Here is a 23,459-nt window from a genome sequence, read left to right as displayed (position 1 = left end):
CCGTTAGAGTCGGGTGCCTTGCCGATTGATCGCTCGGCACCCGACTCGTGTGGCTATTGAATGTTTTGCGAGGCTTTGCGCACCTTTTCGATCACATTGGCCGGCAGGGGAATATATCCGGCCTTGTCGGCGATTTTCTGGCCTTCGTCCAGGCAGTAGACGACCATATTTCTCAGGGCCTCGGCTTTTTTCGGGTCGTCGTATTTCTTGTAGAAAAGCATCCAGGTGTAGGTGGCGATGGGGTAGGAATCCTTCCCCGAGGGATCCGACAGCCAGACGATCATGTTTTCGGGAATTTCGGCATTGGCCAGGGCCGCCTGACCGCCCTCCAGGCCGGGAGCAACATAGTGGCCGTCCTTGTTCTGCAGGCTGGCCATGGCGAGTTTGGCCATGCGGGCGAAGCCGTATTCAATGTAGCCGATGGCGCCGGGGGTCTGCCGGATCAGTGCGGTGACGCCGTCGTTTTTGGGCCCCTTGACCAGATTGGCGTCACTCGGCCAGTTCACGGTTTTGCCGAAGCCGGGACCGTTTTTGAATTCCGGGGAGATGGCGCTGAGGTGTTTGGTGAACACGAAGGTGGTCCCTGAACTGTCGGCCCGGGTGACCACGGTAATGTCCTCATCGGGCAGGGTCACACCGGGGTTGGCGGCGGCGATTTTCGGGTCGTTCCACTTTTTGACCTTGCCCAGGAAGATGGCCGGGTAGATGTCGCGGGGCAGCTTCAATTCCGGGACGCCTTTCAGGTTGTAGGCCAGAACCACTTCACCGGCCGTCATGGGCAGAAGCTGGACGCCGCGGTCGACTTTCGCGATCTCTTCATCGGTCATGGCCGCATCGCTGGCCGCGAAATCAACGACCGCATTCTGGAAATCGCGGATACCGGCCCCGGACCCCTTGGATTGGTAGTTGATTTGGACATTTTTATCGGCACGGCTGAATTGCTTGAACCAGGTGGTATAGATCGGTGCCGGGAAGCTGGCACCTGAACCGACGATGCGAATCTCGGCCATGGCTGGGGCGGCGAACAAAGCGGCAGCGAAAAGACAGATCAGGCATTGGGCGATGGTTCGTATTCTCATTTTTTATTCTCCTCGGTAGATGGTGGAATCTGCGATAGTTCCTTTCGGACGGATCGGAATGAATAATCGATGATGCCAATCGGCGATTGGAATCGCAGCGCGGTTGCTCCTTTGATGCACGCCGACGGGAAATGAATCGGAATATAAATGTTTACGTCCGAATTGTTAAAAAATGATTAGCGTGCGTCGAAAAAGTGCCGCATTGGCGGGGAGGGTGACATTCTCAGAGTCTGTTTGAGAAGTCTGGATCAGTCCCGATAACAAGGCGGAAAGTGGCTCGAAAGCGGAGCATATACGTAATATGTGAGCATTTTGAGACACTTTCCAACGCCGTTAGCGGGCCTTAGACGGATTTATCAAACAGGCTCTCAGACAAAACTGCCCGAATTATCGCGGAAAGACCGAGGTGCTTACCGTCGCATGGTCTGCTTCGTACGGCTAATTTTGAGACGTACCCGGGTAACGCTGGGACCTGATAATGCGGTCAAATTTGCGGGGATTATCATTGATCAGGGCAATATATTCGTTGACCAGGCACATCCAGTCCGGTCCGCCGTGGTGCTGAAGTTTTTCCAGTGCCACGATCAACAGTTTTGCAGCCGCCCGAATCTCACCGTCCTTTGCATTGTCATAATGGGAGACCAGCTCCGCATACAACTGATCGACTTTTTGAAGTGGATTTGCCTGGCAGCAGTCAGCCTCGTTTTGCATGAATCGACGTCTCTGAAGGGGTTTCGTATGGCCTAAAAAATAAGCAGAATGTCTTGATCGATAGGACTCAGCCCGCTATTACCATAGAATAGCATTGAACGAAAGCCTTGCCGCCAGCCTTAGGCCAGTGGAAAAAAATAGTGCCCCAAGATGGCGACGGGTGTGATGTTGTCCACAAGGCAGACGGGATGGTGCATATTGAAATATTCGCCAGCGGGGCTAACGCCGTGGACGGGACCACAAACAAGCAAGATGGGGAATTATTTTTTTCCACTGGCCTTATATGCCGGTTACCTTGTTTCTGCCCGATTTTTTGGACCTGTATAGCGCCTGATCCGATCTATTGATAAAATCTTCTGCAATTTCGGAATACTTGAAGGCAGTAACCCCGAAACTGAGCGTGATTGTGCCTACCCGTTCACCGGTTCTTTTCTTTTTTAAGTCGAGCTGCTCAATAGCCAGGCGCATGTCATTGGCGAGTTTCATGGCGCCATCGAAGGGTGTATTCGGCAGTAGAATTGCAAATTCTTCTCCGCCGATTCGCGCAGCAAGGTCTTTGCCTTTTATGGATTCCCTGATCGTGGATGCAACCATGCGTATGACATTGTCCCCAACCAAATGCCCATGCGTATCATTGATTTTTTTAAAGTGATCGATATCTGCCATGATCATACACAGCGGATTCCCTGAATCGTTTGCCTCATCCAAAGCCAATTTCAGCCTATTTTCGAAGCTTCGCCGATTATCAAGTTTGGTCAACGGATCTTTTTGTGCTTCATCCCTGTAGCGATCCAATTTCTTTTTCAGTCGATCAATTTCGCAATTTGCTTTTTGAAGATCCTCTTTAAACAAATTGCTTGAAGATTCGAGGCGTTTGATTTCCTGCTTGATTTGAATAACGAGATGATTGATATCGGCTTCAGTGAGATTGTGAAATGGCGCTTGATTCATTACATCCAGATTGTTTCCAGACTCGGTGAACATTCGGTTTGTTGTATCGATTGCCTTAAAAAGGTTGGAAAAAACATTCTTTAATTCATTTTGAATTAATTCGTTACGGGCCTCTTGTCGATTTAAAATATATTGGTTGAAGTGCCTTTTGCTTATGTTTGTTGAAAAGGTTCTGTTGCTCTTCAGGTAATCATCAATAGACTTGTTAAGTGCACTGTTCTTGCCGGACGAATACTCATACCAAATGCAATAATTCAATGGGTCTGTGGGTAGTTCGTATTTACCGATTTTTTCCAGAGCAAGCCGAAGGTACAGTCGTGAGTCTTGGATACTGTCGTTATAGAACATCGCTCAAATTCCTTCCAGTGCATTCAACGGGTTATCTCGGAACGGTGAATCAAATAGTCGCTCAAAAAGATTGCAGATCAAATCGATTGTAAAAAATTAACGGAAGAATTGTTTGAAATCCCTATTGGCATTGAAGGATCAAATATTTAGCTTCAGGCGGTTTCTAACGAAATTCTAACACAAGAAACCGTTTCGTTTTACCGATAATTCTTTGCGACCACCGAAATACACCAATCTCTGAATTGATTTACAACCGAGACATAGCTGAAGAAACCGGAACGCTTCATGGATAGAGGAAACGTCGTGAGACCAACGAATGTCGCCCCCCAAGATTTTTATGACCGGTCCAACCAGATTAACATCGGAGACCTCAAAGGAAACGTTCAACTGGCCAACCGCAATACCAAGGTAAGTGAAATAAAAAAAGTTTTCAGAGAAGACGAACCCATCAAAGCGGTTGTCATCGTTTCGGGGAAAAAGCCGCTTGGGCTGGTGATGAATATTCATCTGGACAGAACGCTCAGCCAAAGATTCGGCGTTGCCCTGTATTACGATAAGCCGATTGACGCAATCATGGATGTCGAGCCCCTGATCGTGGATGCCAACATACCCGTGCCAGAGGTTGCAGATATGGCCATGAACAGGGAAAAATCCAAGATTTTTGACCATATCATCATTACGGAGCAGGGCGAGGTGTCTGGGATTGTGTCCGTTCAGGATATCATGAGTGCCATGTCGAATATTCAGCACAGATATGCAGACGCCATGAATCGGGTCAATGAGCAATTGCAAAAGGAAATTGATGAGCGCAGCAAGGTTGAGGATGAACTCGTTACGCTCAATCAGGAACTGGAAGAAAGGGTAGCAAAAAGGACATCCGAAATACAGGAATCCAATCAGAAATTGAAAAATGCGGTTTCGGTCGCGGAAGCGGCAAATAAGGCCAAGAGTGATTTCTTATCGAATATGAGCCATGAACTTCGGACACCGTTGAACCATATCATTGGATTTACGGAGTTGGTGTTGGGACAGCATTTCGGGGGCCTTAACGAGACACAATCCGAATACCTGACGGATGTTCTCAATAGCAGCAATCACTTGCTTTCTCTGATAAACGACATTCTCGACTTGTCCAAGATTGAAGCCGGCAAGCACGAACTGTTCATTTCTGAAATCGAAATTCGCCCCCTGCTGGAGAAAAGCATCGTCATGATAAAGGAGAAGGCCCAGAAACATCGCATCCAAATAACAACCGAATTTGATGGTGTCCCGGAAATCATCGAAGGGGATGCCCGTAAGATCAAACAAATCATGTATAATCTTCTTTCGAACGCCGTAAAATTCACCGGAGATAATGGTCGCATCTGTCTGCATGCGAAACGGATCGCCGATGTATCTGAATTGCCCATGCATCAATGCCATCCAATGATTTCCGCCTGTGAGGCGGACTTGATTGAGATCTCAGTAAAAGATTCTGGCATTGGCCTCAAATCGGACGACCGGGAAAGGATTTTTAATCCTTTTGAACAAGCTGACAGTGCAAAGAGTCGGAAATACCAGGGAACCGGTTTGGGACTCTCGCTGACAAAAAAATTAGTTGAACTGCACAATGGTTTTATCTGGGTTCGAAGTGACGGACAAGGCATGGGGTCGGATTTCCGATTTATCCTTCCAAGCCGGCAAAAAGCCGGCAATCAGGCTCACCCACCAGTAACTTTTCCCGCTGATGCGTGCCCATCCATAAATTGAAAAATCGGATCTTTTTTTAACATCGCCTCATTCTGAGAGGGATCAGCGGATTTTGAGGAAGGCGAACAAAAAATGATGTCGGATGAATATCGCAAAACCATACTCGTCATTGAAGACAATCCCCTTAACCTGAAGCTGGCCAGGGATCTTATAAGAATACAGGGCTACGATGTATTCGAAGCCCAAAATGCAGAAACGGGAATCGAACTGGCCACGCTTCACGATCCGGATTTGATTCTGATGGATATCGAACTTCCCGGAATCAGTGGCTTGGAAGCGACGCAAAGGATTCGTAACGATCCTGAATTGTGTGAGATCCCCGTGATCGCCTTAAGCGCCAACGCCATGGAAGAAGACAAAGCCAAAGCCCTGGCGGCAGGATGCGATGATTATATCACCAAGCCCATCGACATCAGATCTTTTCCTGAAACCATCCATCGCTATTTGCCAAAACCTGAAGACCGTGAAAATCCCCCCGAAACATCGCGTGGTCATCGGATTCTGGTTGTCGATGACGACCATCTGAATATCAAATTATTGGCTGCCCAACTGGTTTCCAAAGGCTACCTGGTGTCAACCGCCAATGATGGCGAGGCGGCGTTGACGATCGTGGCAACGGATCGACCGGATTTGATTCTACTTGACATTATGATGCCCGGTATCGATGGCTATGAAGTAACCGAACGGTTGAAAGCGGATGCAGAAACCCGGGATATCCCCATCATTCTGGTTACCGCCCTCACCGGAGATGATGAAAAGAGAAGGGGACTTGAAGCCGGTGCCGATGAATTTATCAACAAACCCCTGAACTATCCCGAACTGGAGGCAAGGGTAAGCTCTCTGCTGAGGCTCAAGGAGTATCAGGATCAGATTGTTTCCCGAAAACAATCTGAAAACCTTATGGTTAAAGGTTTGATCAAAAAGGAGGACGCCATTTTAGAGGACCCCAATTTGCCGACGGTCCTCATTGTTGAAGATGATTTGACCAACGCCAAGTTGCTATCCCGGTATTTGACGATGATGCCGTGCCACCTGGAGGTCGTCAACACCGGGGAGCAAGCCATCCAGATTGCCGCCTTAAAAAAGATCGACATCATGCTTCTCGACATCATACTGCCGACCATGGATGGTTTCGAGGTCTGCAAAGCGATAAAAACGAGTGAGCATACCATTCCCATCCAGGTGGTGATGATCACCAGTTTGACGGATACTCAAAGCAAGCTGAAAGGCATTGAGGCGGGCACTGATGACTTTTTGGTCAAACCCATAAACAAGGATGAGCTTCACGCCAGACTCCGGTCGCTGCTGAAAAAGAAGGCTTATATCGATCGGCTTCGCGCAAAGGTCGAAGGTGCGCTTTATGCTGCGATTACCGATAAATTGACTGGTGTTTATAACCATGGATACCTAAAACATTTTCTTGAATTGGAATTCAATCGTTCAAAAAAACACAAACACAATCTTGGCCTTCTTATGGTCGATGTTGATGATTTTAAAAAATTCAATGATCAATATGGGCATCAATGCGGTGATCGTGCACTCAGTATGATTGCAAAAACAATGAAGAGCAAAATAAGGGATATCGATCTGATTGCCCGTTATGGGGGAGAGGAGTTTTCGATTGTATTGCCTTATGCCGATCTGACCGTTGCAAAAAACGTCGCGAGCAGGCTGTTAGAAGCGGTATCCAACCACCTTGAAATTGATACGGCACCGGTTGCAAGACTATCGGTAAGCATTGGAATATCCATTTTTCCTGATCTTTGCGAAACGCCGGAAGACTTGTTAAAAACAGCGGATCTTGCTCTGTATCAGGCAAAAAATAGAGGCAAGAACCAATACTGCGTTTATGAAAAAAATGAAATGCTGCGCAATTAGAAAAGAGCTTTATCATGCCCATAACAACGATTCGCCAAATCGAATCTGTCTATAGGAGCCAAACCGATTCTTCATTCAGAGACAGCCTCACGGGATTATTCACTTATGGATTCTTTTTGGCCTATGTTGAACAGGAATTTCAACGCCTGAAGCGATATGGGCATTCTTTTTCACTGGCTGTCGTGGACCTGGATGCTTTTGGTCAATTTAATCATCAACATGGTGCGATCCATGGAGATAAGGCCCTTAAAAAGGTTGGGCAGATCATCCAGAAAAATATCCGTACCGCAGATATTTCATCGAGGTATGCTGGGGACCAATTCGCCCTCTTTTTCGTAAATACCACCCCTGACAATGCCATAACGGCCGCCGAAAAGCTGATATGGTTGAACACTTGTCAAGAGAAAAACCTATCCATACCCAAAAAACTTGGGCCAATAATTTTCATCGAGCGTTTGGATAGAGGCGGGGTCTGCAATAACGACGGTAGAGCACTCTGATATTCGCGGATTGGATACCGCATGACTAGGCTTCGTCGTGGAGCTGCCTCGGTCTAAAGACGGGAGTTTCGGCCTGAAGGCCTATTCCGATAGCTTTTTCGAGGGTTCTCCAAACCGCGACCGCGCCCCTATCCAAAAGCTCGATGGCTATATTTGTTCTTTGATAAAGCCGATCCTTTCTTGAGCATTTTTAAAATCAATAAGTTCTTTTTCTATTTGCATCATCGATTATAGAGAAGTACTTATCCAGCTTCTTGAGCCGGAGCAACAGTCGCGCTTCTCTCGCCGTCGCTAATTCCCACCCAGCGTGGAAAGTCAGGGCTGTCAAGGCTGCGACCTTAGGGAGCACCCTTTAGGGCTTGGCCTTGATAGGCCTGGGTTTCCACGCTATAACAAATCATCTTTCAGCGGCCACGATTGGAACAGCCCGGGCAATGGCCCAGATGAAACCGGCCAACTCGCGTGCAATCGCGGTGATGACCACGTTATGGTTTTTGCCCTTTGCAATCAACCTGCGGTAGCGGTGGCATAGTCGTAGCTGTGCATTCCAGGCAATATCCAAAACATCGTCCGGCAAGCCTTCCTGGCGTTTACGGATCGCCTTACTTTTCCGGGCCGGCATACGATAGGCCTGAGCCGATTCGATCAACGTCCTGCGGGCATGGGTATTGCCGGTTTTGGTAATGGGGCCTTTTTTGATGGTGCCACCGCTTGAATGCTCCGATGGGATCAGACCCAAATAGGCCATCAGCTGTGCCGGCGTATCGAAACGGCTCAGATCCCCCAGTTCAGCGACGACGGTCACCGCGCTGAGCAAAGAAATCCCCCTGAGCGCTTGCAGAGCCTCGATAACCGGAAGCAATCGACTGGTTTGGCAACATTGCTCAATCGCTTTTTCGATGCGCTTAACGCGGGCCTCATGGTCTCCCATGGCGTCCAGGTATTCGGTAAGGGCAATGTGCTGGGCCGGATGCGGCATCTTCAGATCCGCCAGCCAATTTAAATGCGCTTTACTCCATTTGCTTTTACCTGGATAATTGATCCCTTGTCGCAATAAAAAGGCATTGATCTGTTGTTTGACTTTGCGGAGCGATATTTGGATGTCTTTTCGTGCACGTACCAGGTCACGAAGTGCTTCATCGGCCTGATCGGGGACATACACCGGCGTCAGTTCTCCGGAACGGTGGAGCGTCGCCAGGTGGGTTGCATCTCGGCGATCGTTTTTAACCCGATCACCGGTTTTTTTGGGGATCAGCGCCGGAGCAACGACAACGCAATCGATTCCCTTGCTTGTTAAATGCCTGTAGATTGGATATCCGCATGGACCTGCTTCATAAACACAATGCAATTCGGCGTTTTGTGAAATCAGTTTTCGCATGACGTTATCAATCTGCCCCAGGTCGTTGCTGATTTTTCCATACACTCGAACGTTTCCGTCACGTCCTTCATCGGCGATAGCAATGGTAATCGAATCTTTGTGGACATCCAAACCAACATACTTTACAATCTTTTTCACGGCCTGCCTCCTTGATTTTGGCTCTGTAGTTAGGGTTGTTAACGAACGCTTACTATAACCCACGTTTTCAAGGTTTGGCAGGCCTTTTTATTGCCGCGGTGGCTAACGTTCAACCATATTGTCTAAGAGCCATAACCGAGGCGGAGAGCAATGGCCAGATCACCATCAGCATCGGTATTTCTTCTTCTGCCATCAATGTGCAGGATGGTCCGGAAAAAATATGGATCATCGCGGAATAGTGTGATTCCGAGATATACAGGTACATTTTACTGGACATCAGGAACTGCTTGTGACTATATGTAATGGGAAAAACTCTTTGGAGGATTTCCCATGAAACTACTGCCGTACATAACATCATTTGTAAAGGACGCCGCAAAGTCCGTGAAACGAATTAGCCAGCAGGAATTCACAAGTGTCGCAGATAACACATTGACAGAATTGCTGGGCATAGCGACCTTGTTCGTTACTATGTATGCCCTTCGTCGCGAAGGGGATGAAGACGTGCTGCATCTTCGATGTGCCCATCGTGAAGAGGTTGCTTTGTGTCCCCATTGTGGGGCTCTTTCAACAAAAGTTCATCAGGAGGAGCCTCGTTGCGTACGACATTTGGATGTTTGGGGTAAAAAGACCTTTTTGCATTTCCTGTCCCGCCGTTTCGAATGTGATCAATGTGGTAAGGTTTTCACCGAGGAATTACCATTCGTTGATTCCCATCGTAGGCAATCTTCTGCTTTTGAGATGCGTGTCTATCAATCTTGCCTTACCAGTACACGTAAGGATGTTGCTAAACGTGAGGGGTTAAGCCAATCCACGGTTAAAGAGATCTTCAATCGTCTCGCGGCATTGAAAAAGAGTGTTGGCGTTGACGGCCTGACCCGGGTGCTGGGAATCGATGAAATTTCGCTTAAAAAACGCCACAAGCAATTCGTTCTCGTGATTTCGGATATTTCCAGAAAGTGCATTCTCGCAGTGCTGCCTGACAGGGAGAAACAGACACTGGAAAATTGGATCGAATCGCTGAGTGATCAACAAAAAAAGGCGATCCGATTTGTTTCCATCGATATGTGGGCGCCCTATTATCAAGCCGCTTGCAACAAGCTTCCCCATGCCAAGGTGGTGGTCGACCGGTTCCATGTGATGAAACAACTCAACCACCGTCTGACCCAACTTCGAACCAGATTTCAAAGGCAGTGCGATCCTGAAACACAAAAGATACTCAAGGGTAGCCGTTGGCTCATCGTGCGTAACCGATCCGAATTGTCGACAAAGCAAGCTGATCACTTGGATCAAATATTGGAATTGTGTCCTGATCTTCGCGCATTGTACCTTTTAAAGGAGGAGTTCCGCACGATTTTTGAGAAAGTCAGATGCAGAGAAAAGGCAGCCCGATTTCTTGATGTATGGTGTTTGAAGGCCGAACGTACAGGTGATAAATATCTTTCAAAGTTCTGTAAGACCTTGAAGAACTGGCGAGAGCAGATCTTAAATTACTTCATCGAAAGAATTACAAATGGGTTCGTTGAAGGTACCAATAATTCCCTCAGGGCTATTATACGCATGGCATTCGGCTACAGAAATTTCAACAACTTTAGGATACGGGTACTCGCAGGATTAGGTGATTTTCACACTAATCCGCGATGAGCCAAAAATATTCAAGGAAGCTCAATCCGCTCTCAAACAGGCAAAAATCAAGGGAAAAAACAGGGTTTTTCATTATCGACAACTGAAGAAGAAAGAATCTGAGAAACACCAATCCAGCATTTTGCTTGTTGACGATGAGCCATTGAATCTGAAACTCATGCAGGGTCTTCTTCAACCGCTGGGATATACCCTCTACACGGCAAAAAACGGTTTGGACGCTCTGTATAGGCTTGAAAAAGCGGAGATCGACCTCGTTCTTTTGGACGTCATGATGCCGGATATGGATGGCTTTAGCGTTTGCCGCACAATCAAAGCCAACGAAGAAACCCGGCTCATACCCGTAGTATTGCTTACCTCTCTCGATGACGTTGAGACCAAAGTCCAAGGGATCGAAGCAGGCGCTGACGATTTTATCACCAAGCCTCCGCACAAATCGGAGTTAATCGCTCGGATCAAATCACTACTCCGGGTTAAACAACTGAACAGCAATTTGACAAGCATTGAAAACGTTCTTTTTTCAATGGCGAAAAGCGTTGAAGCCAAAGACAGTTATACACAGGGACACGTCGACCGTGTATCCGAATTGGCCTCTTCCATCGGTAGAAACATGAGCCTTTCAGAAAATGAAATGGAGGCGCTGCGCATAGGAGGCGCCCTTCACGATGTGGGAAAACTGGGTGTTCCCGAAGAGATACTCAACAAACCGGGTCCCCTTGATAATGGTGAGTGGACCGTCATGAAAACCCATCCTGAGATTGGATATAAAATCTGTCTGCCACTAAAGAAAAACTTGGGACAGGCATTGGATATTGTTCGGCACCACCATGAAAAGCTTGATGGGAGCGGTTATCCTGATGGATTAAAGGCAGACGAGATACTGATGGTTACCCGCATTATGACGGTCGCGGATATATTCGACGCGCTTACCTCTGATCGTCCGTACAGGAAAGCAATGTCAACCGTCAAAGCTACCCAAATCTTGCTCAAAGAGGCCCAAAAGGGAAAAATCGACAGTGTCGTAACCAGATGCTTGCTGCAATTGATGTCGAACCAGAATATCACCAACGATGCTGACAAGTTAAATAGTGTCCATCCAGAAATAGGCAAATTGGGTTGAGATCAAGGCGCCCGAAAAATTTTACCACAGGCATATGTTTGATATTCCGAGGATAAAATTTTTCGCGCAACGACGATATCGGGCAAATTGGTCATTTCTGGATGGACACTAAATATCGAGGCGGCTGCCAACGCATTGGCCAATTAAACCGTCTTGTTCAGCTGGCCCTGAAATTGCGGTTCGTGGAGAATTTCAATTGGCTTCAGAAATGGATTTTCAGGGACAGGGACAGGGTGTGCCCGCTCAGGTTTAACTCCTTCGAAGAATATGAGCTTTCGGTATCGTCGTTAACTGCCGAGATTAAATCCTCGTCAACCTCCTCACCTTGCAACAAGGTATACTTGTACTGCAAACCGACGCTGACCGGGAATTTTTTCTTGACGATGAAATACTCCGCACCGAGGCAGGCATGGCCCCCGAAAAGCGTTTGGGAGTAGTCCAGACGATAAGACTCGTCTTCGTTGGTGTAAGCGATTTCGCCATCGATAAAATGGATGTCCAGCCCGATACCGCCAAACAGGAAGAGGGAATTGGTTAAAGGGAAGTACCGCTTGACAGAAAAGAGCAAATAGTAGGTCTGCATATCAATGGAAACGCTGTCATCGTCTTCCAGCCGGTTACCGCCACTTTCATCGATGTCCGTGTAGCCCAGGACAAATTCGAGCCCAATGTTTTCCCAGAATCTGATTTCATACCCCACGCTGCTGGGCAGAAGCGTACTGGAAGGATCAGAGTCGACTCCCCAGAAATCGAAAAAATCAGTATCCGTGTAATGCTGATAATCCCAGTTCAATGCAACGGACATGGTTTTATCCGAATTCCAACGGATGGGGCGCGCCATGTAGGTGTTTTCGTCCTCACCGAACCCGGTTCCGCACATCAGCCATAGCCAAACCACCGTAAATATAACGCACTTTTTTCCTTGTGGCATACCGTTACCCCGATTCGCTACGTCGTGTATATTAAGGGAAGATGGCATCTATAACGAAGCCACGTGTAAAGTCGTTGATCGTGTAGGAATTGCCTGTGATCCGGTCGCTGTTGTTGATCGCGACACCCACACTGAAGATAAAGTCGGCATCATCGCTTTCCACCACGCCAAGATCGTAGATCCCGCCGTCATACCAAGCGCATGCATGATAGATGTTATACGTCTTGCTGCCGGTTTCATACGTCTCGCCCGTTTCGGAATAACCGATGACAACGCCGTTGTCGTTTATCGCAACGGCATAACTGTTGTCTCCGCCCAGAGTATCGAGATCTGTGATGACGGCTTCGCCATCCTCGTACTGCCAGACAAAGGCGTGGTAATCGCCATCGTCATTGGTGGCATATCCCACCACCTGATTGTCATTATTGATGGCCGTGGCCACGCTCACGCCGTCCGCCTGATCGTCACAGAGGTTGCCGCAAAGGGTCATGTTGCCGTTCTTCCAGAAAAAGGCGTCATCGCCGGAGGTCCCGGCAATGTTGCCGGCGTCGTTGATCGCCACGGCATAGATATCGTCGGCGCCGGAAAGCGGTTCCAGGGTCTCGGAATTGGCGTTATCGATGTCATAAACGATGACCCTGTCGCCATCGCCGACGTTCACTATAGTCTGATTGGCGTCGTTAATGGCAACGGCTTCGGAATCGTCGCTGGTTTCGTTTCCAATCATTTGATAGTCGGGCACGCTGATTTCCACGGAATCCGGTTCCGCATCGACGTCGTCGTCATCGTCATCGTTGTCGTCGTCGCTATCTCCATCAACATCATCATAATCCTCGTATTTCTCATCGTACACCTTTATCGTTGTGTATGACTGTTTATCCCAGTAGTAGGCATGGGTGCCATCTTCGTCTTCGAGGTTGACCAGGATATAGGTGCCGTTCATGGCGATGGCTTCGGAATTGTTTTTAACCACATGCCCTTCATAGGTCGTTTCGTTTCCATCGTCGTCCACAATTTCGAAATCGATAGTGTAATACATGGGGGGAAGATCTACGAAGGTGTCATCTTGCCAGTAAAAAGCCCGTTTCTCGCCATCCTCGGTGGCCGAATTGCCGATTACCGCGATGGTGTCATCATCGGAGTAAACCGCAACCGCCGCGCTGGCGGTAAAACTGGTACCACTGTCATCCTCTTCGCTGAGGCCGTAATAATTTTCGTAGGTGTATGCATAATTGCTGTTATCGACATATTCTTCGTTATGGATACCCAAGTAAATCATCTCTTCGGTGTCCGATTCCCAGAGGAACGCGGCCTCGGAAAGATCGCCGTTATCGGCCTGGCCCACGAGATTCCCGTTTTCATCCATGGCGAGGGCCAGGGTTTCTCTCAAGCGGTCGTCGTCGTTATCGAAATCGCCGATATCCACCAAGTCGCCCAGGGTCCCTGAATCATAGATATCTGTACCGTTGCCCGACGTGTCGTCCGACAGGCTGCTGCCACTACCGCCGCAGGCAATCAGGCAAACCACCCCGACCCACAACAAAATCGCCGCCAGGCGTATCCAAATCCGTTTTTGTGTCTTCTGCTTCACCGTATCATCCTTACTCTGTTCGGGGAGTTATCGTTTCGATCCTTCACGGTCGTTCAGGCCGTTCGGCACTCCTGAATTATTCACTGGGTTCGAGAACGATATGAATGGCTCTGTCTTTCTCGGCGAGAGGCGCGTAAATCACCTCCGAATCCTCATAGCCCGCCTTTTTGACTTGGAAGTACCAATTCTCGTAATTTGCCTTGGAATTGGCCCCATCCTCGATCCAGGGTGTCAAGCGGCGGGTGTTCCGAAGATTGTCCGGAGATTCGCCCCAGTATATCTGGGCATCGGAAGGATCCGAGGTTATCTTGGTTTTAATTTTCTCTAACTTGAAGAAGTTGATGGTTCTGTTTTCGTCCCCATCGGGCCGACAGACGATCTTTGACGGCAGATACCCCCTTTTACGAACCTGATAACACCAGGATTCCCAGTATTCGCCTTCCATGGAGCGTGAATTGAGGGTGGTATAGGGGGTCGGCATCAACTCGTCCGCCGTTTTTCCCCAATAGATTCCGGCCCCCTCGGGAAATGAGGTGATCACTTCATAAACGAGGTGCTTGGTGCACCCGCAAAAAAGAAGAAGCATCGACAGAACGGCAATCAAAGAAGATGAACGTTTCATGATGGGACTCACCAATAAAGGTGATCGTGTTTGACCGCGATCATTGAAGGTTTAGCCAATTGTCCAAAACGGTCTCTATTTTTTATCACACGGCTTGTCAAATGATTAAGTGTAACGGTATTTATTGTTATATTGAACATTTGTAAATTTCTCAGCACTCATTCGGTTTACGACCCAATCCGCCCCTTGCGATATTCAAGCATGATTCCACAAACCGTGATACCACCGGCTACAGCCTCGGCCTCATGCTGGTGGTCATCGCCGGCGCGGAGCTGTTTACCGGCAACAACCTCGTGGTCTCCACCATCACCTGGAGCGCCTTTTTGGTCAAAAACCTGGTTCCCGTGACCATCGGCAACGTTATCGGTGGGGCTGTGTTCGTCGGGCTCGGTTACTGGGGGGCGTACCTGCGACCTTCAAAATAGCCTGAATGCATTCGGATGCGAAGTGGATGACCACTTCGCTGCAACCGGAGAGATACTATCCAAAATCTGGATGAGGAGAATACCGGCCATCCGGATTACCTATTTGACTTGGTTCCGCCGACCATGGAAAAAGATGTATTTGTCCTCAACCAGGAGAATTTGCATTGATGAACAAACCCGGTAATGGCCAGGGTGCCCGGACGATCCTGAACCGACTGCAACAGATTACCGAAGAGAACCTTCTGGACATCGAACGGCTGAAATCCGACGGCCGTTCGGCGATCGGTTTCTACTGTCTCTACTCCCCCACGGAGATTGCCGTGGCGGCCGACGCCATCCCCCTGCCGCTGTGCGGCACCCGCAACGATCCCATCCCGGAGGCCGAAGCGGTCCTGCCGCGCAACCTCTGCCCCCTGATCAAAAGCAGTTTCGGTTTTGCCATCACCGATACCTGTCCGTTCTTCCGCTTTTCGGACATTATCGTTGGTGACACCACCTGCGACGGCAAGAAGAAGATGTTCGAGCTGCTTGGCGCGCACAAGACCACCCATGTGCTGCAACTGCCCCAAAGACAGGATTCGGCCATGGCCTTTTCCCTGTGGCGTAGCGAACTGGAACGGTTCAGGGCCATCGTCGAGGCGCAGACCGGGATCCCCATCACCGACGCGCGACTCGGCGGCGCCATTGACCTGATGAACCGGGAACGGCGAGCCCGCAAGGCGGTAATGGACCTCAACCAGAGGATGCCGGCGCCCTTGAGCGGATCCTTGCTGCTGGAGATTCTCTTCAAGGTCGGATTTCTGGCCGACAAGGAGAAGGGCATCGCCCTGATGAACGCCGTGGTTGCCGAATCCGGAAGCGGCGCCTTCCGGCCCAAGGGTAAGTCGAGCCGGCGCCGCAGGCGCATCCTGATCACCGGCGTCCCCATCGGCCTGGGCAGCGAGAAGGTGGTCAAGATTGTCGAACAGGGCGGCGCCGACGTGGTGGCTTTCGAGAACTGTTCCGGATACAAACAGGCCTTTGAGGTGGACGAGAAGAAAGCGCCTATGGATGCCCTGGCCGAACAATACCTGGCCACGCCCTGTTCGGTGATGAGCCCCAATGCCGGCCGATTCACCCTTCTGGCGCAGATGATCACCGATTTTGCGGTGGACGGGGTCATCGACCTGACCTGGCAGGCCTGCCACACCTACAATGTTGAGGCGTATTGCATCAATACGTTCATCCAGGACAAATTCGGTTTTTCCAGCCTGCACCTGGAGACCGACTACGCAGAGAGCGACACCGAACAGCTGCGCGTGCGGATCGAGGCTTACTTGGAAATGCTTTAGGTTGCCGGAAATAAATAATTCTCCCATTCTATTTTTAACTATCAGGAATAGTTTGCGGTTTTTTCCTTTCCCCCTGATTGCGACGATTGTGAAAAGCGATGTTCAACGCTACCCGCCAAGGCGCTTCCAATCCTGATCGGTTTTTCAAAAATCGAGGCATCACCGGATAATCCCGGCGTTTGACAGGGATACGTCTGGAGAGAAACGGAAAAGAGGTGTGAGATGACGCCCCCTGAATTAAGTTTGACTTTTCGGCGGTATCAGTTTATTTTTACACCCACTTGCAAGCCAGCCGAATACAAGCCAGGAGTGCCTGAATGAAGAAAAAGCTGACCTACGCCGATGCCGGCGTCGACATCGACAAGGCGGACAACCTCGTTGAGAGCATCAAGCAGATCGCCAAACAGACCCGCCGGACCGGTGTGATGGGTGAGATTGGCGGATTCGGGGGGTTGTTTTCCCTGAACACCAACACCATGGAAAGCCCGGTGCTGGTCAGCTCTACCGACGGGGTGGGCACCAAATTGAAAATTGCCTTTCTCATGGATTGCCACGATACGGTGGGCATCGACCTGGTGGCCATGTGTGTCAACGATATTGCCGTACAGGGCGCACGGCCCCTTTTTTTCCTCGACTACCTGGCCACGGGAAAACTGAAAAGCGAAACGGTCACCGATATCATCAAAGGAGTCGGTGAGGGGTGCATCCAGGCCGATTGTGCCCTGATCGGCGGAGAAACCGCCGAAATGCCGGGGTTCTATCGCGACAACGAATACGATCTGGCCGGTTTTGCCGTAGGGCTGGTGGACAATCCCAAAATCGTGGACGGCTCCGAAATTCGTCCCGGCCACCAGATCATCGGTATCGCCTCCAGCGGCCTGCACAGCAACGGGTTCTCCCTGGTTCGCAAAATCTGCTTTGATGTACTGGGCCTGACGGTGGACAGCCATGTTCCCGAATTGGGCAAAACCCTTGGCGAAGAGTTGATCATTCCCACCCGCATCTACTCGGAAACCATTCAGCACCTGGTCCGTGACCTGCCCATCCAGGGGTTGGCGCACATTACCGGCGGCGGCATTATGGACAACATTATCCGGGTTATCCCCCAGGCCTGCGGCATCACCATCAACAAGGGGTCCTGGGAAATCCCGCCGATCTTCGGATTCCTGCAGGCCGCCGGCAACGTGGATGAGAAGGAAATGATGCGCACCTTCAACAATGGCATCGGTCTGGTGGCAGTGGTTCCCGAGGAGAACGCCCAGGATGTTCTCAACCGGCTTGGCGGCAGCGGAGAAAAAGCCTGGGTAATCGGCGAGGTGACCAAAACCCGTAAAAATGCCCGATCCCGCGTTCAGTTGGTCTGATCCTTTCGTAGGCTCGGGATGGGCCGTCCTGGAGACAAACCGTCATGTTAAAAAAAATTACCCGCCTGTTCGAATGGATTGCCGAGGGGCAGAAAAAACAGCCCATCTGCAAGTCCTGAGCGCCCGGCATACGGCATCCCGGTGCGGGACCTGCAAAAAAAGCGGCAACAGTGAAACCGGCGCCATCCAAATAGGCGCCTCTCGGATTGGGTGAAAAACCGGTTTAGCCGGAACGGGTCGGTGCAAACGACCGTCGTTCCGGTTTTTGTTTTTTACGCGTTCATTTTTATGCGACATTGGGGTTTATTTTACAGGGAAAAAGTATGATCGTTTTGGGTATTGAATCCTCCTGCGACGAGACGGCAGCGGCCGTGGTTCGCAACGGATGCGAAGTGCTGGCCTCGGTGGTGGCTTCACAGGTCGCCGTTCACCATCCGTACGGCGGTGTGGTGCCGGAATTGGCCTCGCGCAAGCATATCGAAGCCATCGTCCCGGTGGTCGATCAGGCCATCGCCGAATCGGGCATCCCGGCCAAGAAGATCGATGGTGTGGCCGTCACCCAGGGGCCCGGCCTGATCGGCTCCCTTCTGGTGGGATTCTCCTTTGCCAAAGGGTTCGCCTTCGGCCATGGAATTCCCTGGGTTGGTGTGGACCATCTGGAAGGGCATATCAATTCCGTGTTTCTGGAGGCCGACCCGCCGGCCTTTCCCTTTGTGGCCCTTTTGGTCTCCGGTGGCCACACCAGCATCTACCATGTCACCTCCCACCGCGACTTCCACCCCATGGGCCAGACCCGCGACGACGCTGCCGGCGAAGCCTATGACAAGGTAGCCAAGATGCTGGGCCTGGGGTATCCCGGCGGTGTGGTCATCGACCGGTTGGCCGCCCAGGGTGACCCGACGAAGGTCGTGTTTACGCGTCCCTACCTGGACAAGGCCGAGTTCGATTTCTCTTTCAGTGGGATCAAGTCGGCGGTCATGCGCCACCTGCAGCTCCACCCGGATCCCTCACCCGGCGACCAGGCCGATATCGCCGCCGGTTTTCAGGCCGCTGTGGTGGATGTACTGACCTTTAAAATCATTCATGCGGCAAAGGCCAAGGGGTGTGCGCACCTGGCCGTGGTGGGCGGGGTTGCCGCCAACCGGGGGCTACGCGAGGCCGTTACCCGTGATGCGGCCGCAGACGGGATCCGGGTGCACATCCCGTCCATTGAGCTTTGTGGAGACAATGCCGCCATGGTGGCTGCGGTAGGCTACCATCGTCTGGCTACCGGTGAACGCGCCGGCTTGGATGATGATGTGTATTCTCGGGTGAAGTTCCGGCCCCGGGGATAATCCGGGCCGACATGGGGCACGACCGCCGGTCGACGGACGCCAGGTTTCAATGCGATAGTAAGAAGTGAACGTTCAGGCGGCTTCCAGGGCCAACATGCGCCGTTTGAGATCGGTATCGCAGGCCCTGCCGCCAAAACCGCCGATCGATCCATCGCTCTTGATTACCCGGTGGCAGGGAATTAATACAGGATAGCGGTTGTTCGCCATGGTATTGCCTACGAACCGGGCCGCCCGGGGCCGGTTGGCCATTTTGGCCACCTGACCGTAGGATAAGGTCTGACCGTATGGGATGGTGGTCACGGCACGGTAAACGGCCTGTTGGGAAGGGGTAAAACCGGACAGGTCCATTACCGACCAGGGGATCTCGATGCGTCCACCGTCAAAATAGCGCACCAGGCTGGCCCCGATGGCCCGGGCATCGGCATCGGCATTGTCGATCCGCCCATACTGCTCGTCCATTGCCTGACAGAGAGAATTCAGATCGGTCCGCGGCAGGTGGACCGCCAGCAGCCTGAAGGGCCGGGCATCAAAGGCCACCGCTGCATAGCCGAAGGTTGTTTCGACAATCTGATAGCGTTGCATGTTCCCCCTGTCCTCAGAAAAAAGAAACCCCCGGCGGATCGGTCCGACGGGGGTTGGAAAATTTTGGCAGCCGCAAAAGATTAGGTCTCTTCGACGCTGATGGCGCCCTCTTCGCACACTTCCACGCAGCTTTCGCAGCCGAGGCACTCTTCCGCGTTTACCGGAACGGATTTTTCATCCTGCATCTCGAATACTTCCACGGGACAAACATCAACGCACTCTTCGCAGCCTACGCATTTTGACTCGTCAACGCTCGGGGTAAAAGCCATGTTAAAAGCCTCCTTTCAATTAGGTTCAATTCGTGTTGATCCAATTATCAACATCTGTTCTCATTTAATGGAAAAGGGCTTATACTAAATAAAACAGCCCGTCAAGCGTTGAAAATCTTTTTTTCAACGCTCCCCGAAATCGCTATTTATTCCTTGTCAGCTGGGCCTTTCATCGGATTTTTGGTCAGTTTTGCACCAATAGAATCAAGGTGTGACGCGTCGCCTGCCCGCTCCCGTTTTCCTCACCGCGCAAGACAGCCCCCGGGGCCATGGCAGCGATCACGGCAGCCGGACGGTGGCCGACCGCGGCCAGCAGGGTGACCGTGACGGCCGTATGGTCTGGTTCCGATTCGGCCAGATCGGTAAAGGGGGCAAGGTCATCCGCCGAAAAATCGGCCTGGCCGGTCAGGTCGGACAGCACCGCATTTAGCGGCGGCACCTCCGGGGCGTCCGGTAACGACATCCGGATCGTGGCCAGTGTGTCGAGGCGAAGCGTGTCGGCGAAAGTTTCCTGCAGGGTGTCGACGACCGCCGGACTGGTGGTCACCAAAAGGTCGGGCAGCCTGCTGTCCGCCAGGGCCAGGGTGGACCAGGCGCGGATGCGCTGGATGGTCTGCCGGGCGCCCGGATCCTCCCTCCAGAGCTCACCGCCGGCGCCATGCCGGTTGAAGCCGGCTTCGTCCGCGCCGTCCAGGGAGTCGAGGAAATCGGCTTCCATGGCCTTGAACCGGTTGAGATCGTTGTCCAGACCGTCGGTGGTGCGATCATTGTCCTGGGCCACGGCCAGAAACAGGCGGGCGCTGAATTCTGAATCATCCGGCTCGCTTCCGGCGTCCGGTGTGCCGTAATTTTTTATGTCCGAACGGATCTGGTTGATGGTGCTTTCATCAAAAAAGGGCACCTCCCCCTGCCGGGCACTGAAAAAACCGGCCCCGGCGGTCGTTTTTCCGGGATTGAGGCGCGCCCACTGGGTGAATTCGGCCAGGGCGGCCTCCAACCGCTCATCGTCCCGGGTGATGGGCGTGCGGATGTCGATGCCGCCGTCGGCGGCCAGGGCGGTGAGCCCTTCGGAAATCCCGCTTTCAACCGGCTGGTAAACGACGAGCGTCCCCACCAGTCGGTTCAGGCGGCCGGCGGTGGCTGCGGACAGGTAGGTGAAGGGCATATATACGGGTGTCATGATATTCTCCGGAAACATTATCTTATACACTGATAGTAGCGGAACTGTGGTCAGGCTCCAGTTTTTTCATCGCGCAGGACCACGCCCATGGCCAGCAACTGATCCCTCAGGCGGTCGGCCAGGGCCCAGTCTTTTTCCTGCCGGGCCCGATCGCGCTGGTCGATCAGCTGCTGCACCGCCGGATCTCGGATCTCGTCTTCGAAATCGAAAATATGGATCACCGTGTTGATGCGTGCCAATGCCTCCAGTACTTTTTGCGCGCCGGCGGCATCGATATCGCCATCCAGGATCAAGGTGTTGATGCGTTTGACCACGGTGAACAGCACGGCCAGGGCTGCGGAGATGTTCAGGTCGTCATCCATGGCGGTGGTGAAGCCGTTTTTGATGTCGTAGCACAGCTGGTCCAGCTCGGCATACGGAGTGCCGCCGCGAACTCCCTTGAGCGCACGGATGCAGGCGTCCAGGCGGGCCAGGGTCTTGCGTGCCCGATCGAGGCGCGCCACCGAAAAGATCACCGGCTTGCGATAGTTCACCGAAATCAGCCAGTAGCGGATCTCGCGGCCGCTGAAGCCCATGTCCAGCAGGCTCTGGACGGTCAGGCGATCCCCTGTCTCCGCCACTTTTTTTCCGTCCACCAGCACGCGGTCGCAGTGAATCCAGTAGCGGGCCAGGCTTTTGCCGGTCAGGGCCCCGGCAATGGCGATCTCGTTTTCATGGTGCGGAAAGACCAGTTCCCGGCCGGCACAGTGGATGTCGTAGTTATCCCCGAGATAATGCATGGACATGGCCGCACACTGCAGGTGCCAGGAGGGGCGCATGTTGCCCCAGTCGGTTTTGGTGTAGATCCCCCGCTTGAGTTCGGACAGGCGCGTGCGCTTGAGCAGGGTGAAATCGCGCGGGTTGTCTTTTTCGTATTCCTCCAGATCCACGGTGGCACCGATGCGGATCTTGTTGATATCAACCCCCGACAGCCGGCCGTAATCCTTGAAACGGGAGATATCGAAGTAGATCGAGCGCAGCTTCTCGTAGGCATAGCCTTTCTTAACCAGCCGTTCGGCCAGATGGACCATGTCGTCCACATGTTCGCTGGCCTTCGGATAGTGATTGGCCGGCCGGACCCCCAAGGTGGCCAGATCCCGGTGAAAGGCCTCGATGTGCATGCCGGTGAAATCCTCCAGGGACATGCCGGCGGCCTCGGAGCCCTCGATGGTCTTGTCGTCCAGGTCGGTGATATTCATGACCTGTTTGACCGCATAGCCCCGGTAAGCCAGGTAGCGGGCCAGAAGGTCGTTGAATACGAAACGGCGCGCCTCGCCCACATGCATGCGATCATGGGCCGTGGGGCCGCAGGCGTACATGGCCACCTTGCCCGGGTTGATCGGCAGGAAACGTTCTTTCTTGCGGGTCATGGTGTTGAAGAGAACCAGGTCGATCTTCTCCTGCACGTCAAACAGGGGGGTGGAAAGGTACCGCTCGCCACCGTCCGGAAAAATGACCACCACGGTTCCGCTTTCCAGTGTGCCGGCAACTTGGGTGGCCACCAGCATGGCGGCGCCGCTGCTCATGCCCACCATGAGGCCCTCCTCGCGGGCCAGGCGCCGGGTCATCTCAAAGGCCGGCTCATCCTCCACGTTGACCTTTTCGTCCAGCTGGTGTTTGTCGAAAATTTCCGGCTGGTAGGCCTCCTTCATGTTTTTCAGACCCTGCAGGCGGTGCCCCAGGTACGGTTCTACACCGATGATGCGGATGGTGTCGTTGAATTCTTTTAGCCGCCGGGAGAGCCCCATGAGCGTTCCCGACGTGCCCATGGTGGCCACCAGATGGGTCAGTGCCCCGCCGGTCTGCTCCCAGATTTCCACGGCCGTGCCGTGGTAGTGGGCCTGCCAGTTGGCCGGGTTGTTGTACTGATCGGTCATGAAATAGGTGTCGGGATTTTCCCGGGCCAGCCGGTAGACCTCCTCGATGGCACCGTCGGTCCCCAGGTGGCCGGGTGTGAGCAGGATTTCGGCCCCGCGGGCGCGCAGAATCTTCTGACGTTCCACACTGGCCGCCTCACTCATGGCCAGCAGCAGCCGGTATCCCTTGACGGAGCAGACCATGGCCAGGCCGATGCCGGTGTTGCCGCTGGTTGCTTCGATGACCGTCTTGCCCGGTTTGAGCTCGCCGGACCGCTCGCCGGCCTCGATCATCGACAGGGCCGGCCGGTCCTTGATGGAACCGCCGGGGTTGAGGTACTCCAGCTTGGCCAGGATACGCACCTTGGGGTTGGGATTCAGGTGGCGGATCTCCACCATGGGGGTATTGCCGATATGATCAAGAACGCTGTGGGTGGTCATGGGA

At 52.1% G+C, this 23,459-nt stretch carries 20 protein-coding genes; 9 read left to right on the top strand and 11 right to left on the bottom strand.

Annotation, left to right across the window (positions count from 1 at the left end; translation table 11 throughout):
• Positions 1-53: 53 nt before the first annotated feature.
• The 3 genes from pstS to GN112_RS12810 form a co-directional block, all read right to left on the bottom strand.
• Positions 54-1,079, bottom strand: coding sequence for a phosphate ABC transporter substrate-binding protein PstS (gene pstS, locus GN112_RS12820; protein ID WP_155310581.1), 1,026 nt, complete (start codon positions 1,077-1,079; stop codon positions 54-56).
• Between the two features lie 438 nt (positions 1,080-1,517).
• Complete coding sequence (locus tag GN112_RS12815; RefSeq protein WP_155310580.1) at positions 1,518-1,790, bottom strand: hypothetical protein; 273 nt, start codon at positions 1,788-1,790, stop codon at positions 1,518-1,520.
• Positions 1,791-2,069: 279 nt separating this feature from the next.
• Positions 2,070-3,089: a GGDEF domain-containing protein gene (locus GN112_RS12810; RefSeq protein ID WP_155310579.1), complete on the bottom strand. Its 1,020-nt coding sequence runs from the start codon at positions 3,087-3,089 to the stop codon at positions 2,070-2,072.
• 303 nt (positions 3,090-3,392) lie between these two features.
• On the opposite strand from GN112_RS12810, the gene GN112_RS12805 reads away from it, so the two are divergent.
• The 3 genes from GN112_RS12805 (at position 3,393) to GN112_RS12795 (ending at position 7,216) form a co-directional block, all read left to right on the top strand.
• Complete coding sequence (locus tag GN112_RS12805) at positions 3,393-4,838, top strand: ATP-binding protein (RefSeq protein ID WP_162458909.1); 1,446 nt, start codon at positions 3,393-3,395, stop codon at positions 4,836-4,838.
• A gap of 72 nt (positions 4,839-4,910) precedes the next feature.
• The gene (locus GN112_RS12800; protein WP_155310577.1) at positions 4,911-6,716 is read left to right on the top strand and encodes a response regulator; all 1,806 of its coding nucleotides are present in this window, start codon (positions 4,911-4,913) and stop codon (positions 6,714-6,716) included.
• Between the two features lie 14 nt (positions 6,717-6,730).
• Positions 6,731-7,216 (top strand): GGDEF domain-containing protein, encoded by a 486-nt coding sequence (locus tag GN112_RS12795; RefSeq protein WP_155310576.1) that lies wholly within the window; start codon positions 6,731-6,733, stop codon positions 7,214-7,216.
• Positions 7,217-7,613: 397 nt separating this feature from the next.
• On the opposite strand, the gene GN112_RS12790 is transcribed toward GN112_RS12795, so the two are convergent.
• Entirely contained in the window at positions 7,614-8,732 is a 1,119-nt protein-coding gene (locus GN112_RS12790; RefSeq protein WP_155310575.1) for an IS110 family RNA-guided transposase, read from the bottom strand.
• Between the two features lie 330 nt (positions 8,733-9,062).
• On the opposite strand from GN112_RS12790, the gene GN112_RS12785 reads away from it, so the two are divergent.
• Positions 9,063-10,373 carry an ISL3 family transposase gene (locus GN112_RS12785; protein ID WP_155310574.1) on the top strand — a complete coding sequence of 437 codons (1,311 nt, stop codon included), beginning with the start codon at positions 9,063-9,065 and terminating at the stop codon, positions 10,371-10,373.
• Positions 10,348-11,490, top strand: a complete 1,143-nt coding sequence (locus tag GN112_RS12780; RefSeq protein WP_155310573.1) for an HD-GYP domain-containing protein — start codon at positions 10,348-10,350, stop codon at positions 11,488-11,490. The genes GN112_RS12785 and GN112_RS12780 overlap by 26 nt, the downstream gene beginning before the upstream one ends.
• A 202-nt stretch (positions 11,491-11,692) precedes the next feature.
• Here GN112_RS12780 and GN112_RS12775 read toward each other — a convergent pair whose 3' ends face one another.
• From GN112_RS12775 to GN112_RS12765, 3 genes are all read right to left on the bottom strand, one after another.
• On the bottom strand, positions 11,693-12,421 hold the full coding sequence (locus GN112_RS12775; RefSeq protein ID WP_162458908.1) for an outer membrane beta-barrel protein: 729 nt from the start codon (positions 12,419-12,421) through the stop codon (positions 11,693-11,695).
• 31 nt (positions 12,422-12,452) lie between these two features.
• Positions 12,453-14,012 carry a DUF3466 family protein gene (locus GN112_RS12770; RefSeq protein WP_155310571.1) on the bottom strand — a complete coding sequence of 520 codons (1,560 nt, stop codon included), beginning with the start codon at positions 14,010-14,012 and terminating at the stop codon, positions 12,453-12,455.
• Positions 14,013-14,088: 76 nt separating this feature from the next.
• On the bottom strand, positions 14,089-14,634 hold the full coding sequence (locus tag GN112_RS12765) for a hypothetical protein (RefSeq protein WP_155310570.1): 546 nt from the start codon (positions 14,632-14,634) through the stop codon (positions 14,089-14,091).
• A gap of 245 nt (positions 14,635-14,879) precedes the next feature.
• Here GN112_RS12765 and GN112_RS12760 point away from each other — a divergent pair, with 245 nt between their 5' ends.
• The 4 genes from GN112_RS12760 to tsaD all read left to right on the top strand — a co-directional run bounded on the left by GN112_RS12760 (position 14,880) and on the right by tsaD (position 19,088).
• A complete protein-coding gene (locus GN112_RS12760; RefSeq protein WP_231717008.1) occupies positions 14,880-15,059 on the top strand; it encodes a formate/nitrite transporter family protein in 180 nt (59 codons plus the stop codon).
• A gap of 167 nt (positions 15,060-15,226) precedes the next feature.
• Complete coding sequence (locus GN112_RS12755; protein ID WP_155310569.1) at positions 15,227-16,390, top strand: double-cubane-cluster-containing anaerobic reductase; 1,164 nt, start codon at positions 15,227-15,229, stop codon at positions 16,388-16,390.
• A gap of 317 nt (positions 16,391-16,707) precedes the next feature.
• On the top strand, positions 16,708-17,754 hold the full coding sequence (gene purM, locus GN112_RS12750; RefSeq protein ID WP_155310568.1) for a phosphoribosylformylglycinamidine cyclo-ligase: 1,047 nt from the start codon (positions 16,708-16,710) through the stop codon (positions 17,752-17,754).
• A 323-nt stretch (positions 17,755-18,077) separates the two neighbouring features.
• Positions 18,078-19,088 (top strand): tRNA (adenosine(37)-N6)-threonylcarbamoyltransferase complex transferase subunit TsaD, encoded by a 1,011-nt coding sequence (gene tsaD / locus GN112_RS12745; RefSeq protein WP_155310567.1) that lies wholly within the window; start codon positions 18,078-18,080, stop codon positions 19,086-19,088.
• A gap of 72 nt (positions 19,089-19,160) precedes the next feature.
• Here the strand turns inward: tsaD and GN112_RS12740 are convergent, their stop codons facing one another.
• The 4 genes from GN112_RS12740 to cysS all read right to left on the bottom strand — a co-directional run bounded on the left by GN112_RS12740 (position 19,161) and on the right by cysS (position 23,455).
• Positions 19,161-19,670, bottom strand: coding sequence for a methylated-DNA--[protein]-cysteine S-methyltransferase (locus GN112_RS12740; protein WP_155310566.1), 510 nt, complete (start codon positions 19,668-19,670; stop codon positions 19,161-19,163).
• An 80-nt stretch (positions 19,671-19,750) separates the two neighbouring features.
• Positions 19,751-19,939, bottom strand: a complete 189-nt coding sequence (locus GN112_RS12735) for a ferredoxin (RefSeq protein ID WP_155310565.1) — start codon at positions 19,937-19,939, stop codon at positions 19,751-19,753.
• A 184-nt stretch (positions 19,940-20,123) separates the two neighbouring features.
• Entirely contained in the window at positions 20,124-21,119 is a 996-nt protein-coding gene (locus GN112_RS12730) for a hypothetical protein (RefSeq protein ID WP_155310564.1), read from the bottom strand.
• 50 nt (positions 21,120-21,169) lie between these two features.
• The gene (gene cysS / locus GN112_RS12725; RefSeq protein ID WP_155310563.1) at positions 21,170-23,455 is read right to left on the bottom strand and encodes a cysteine--tRNA ligase; all 2,286 of its coding nucleotides are present in this window, start codon (positions 23,453-23,455) and stop codon (positions 21,170-21,172) included.
• Between the last annotated feature and the right edge of the window lie 4 nt (positions 23,456-23,459).

The organism is Desulfosarcina ovata subsp. ovata, assembly GCF_009689005.1.
Classification (GTDB): Bacteria; Desulfobacterota; Desulfobacteria; order Desulfobacterales; family Desulfosarcinaceae; genus Desulfosarcina; species Desulfosarcina ovata.
The sequence above is the reverse complement of the archived record's forward strand: the minus strand, read 5'-3'. Positions and strand labels throughout refer to the sequence as shown.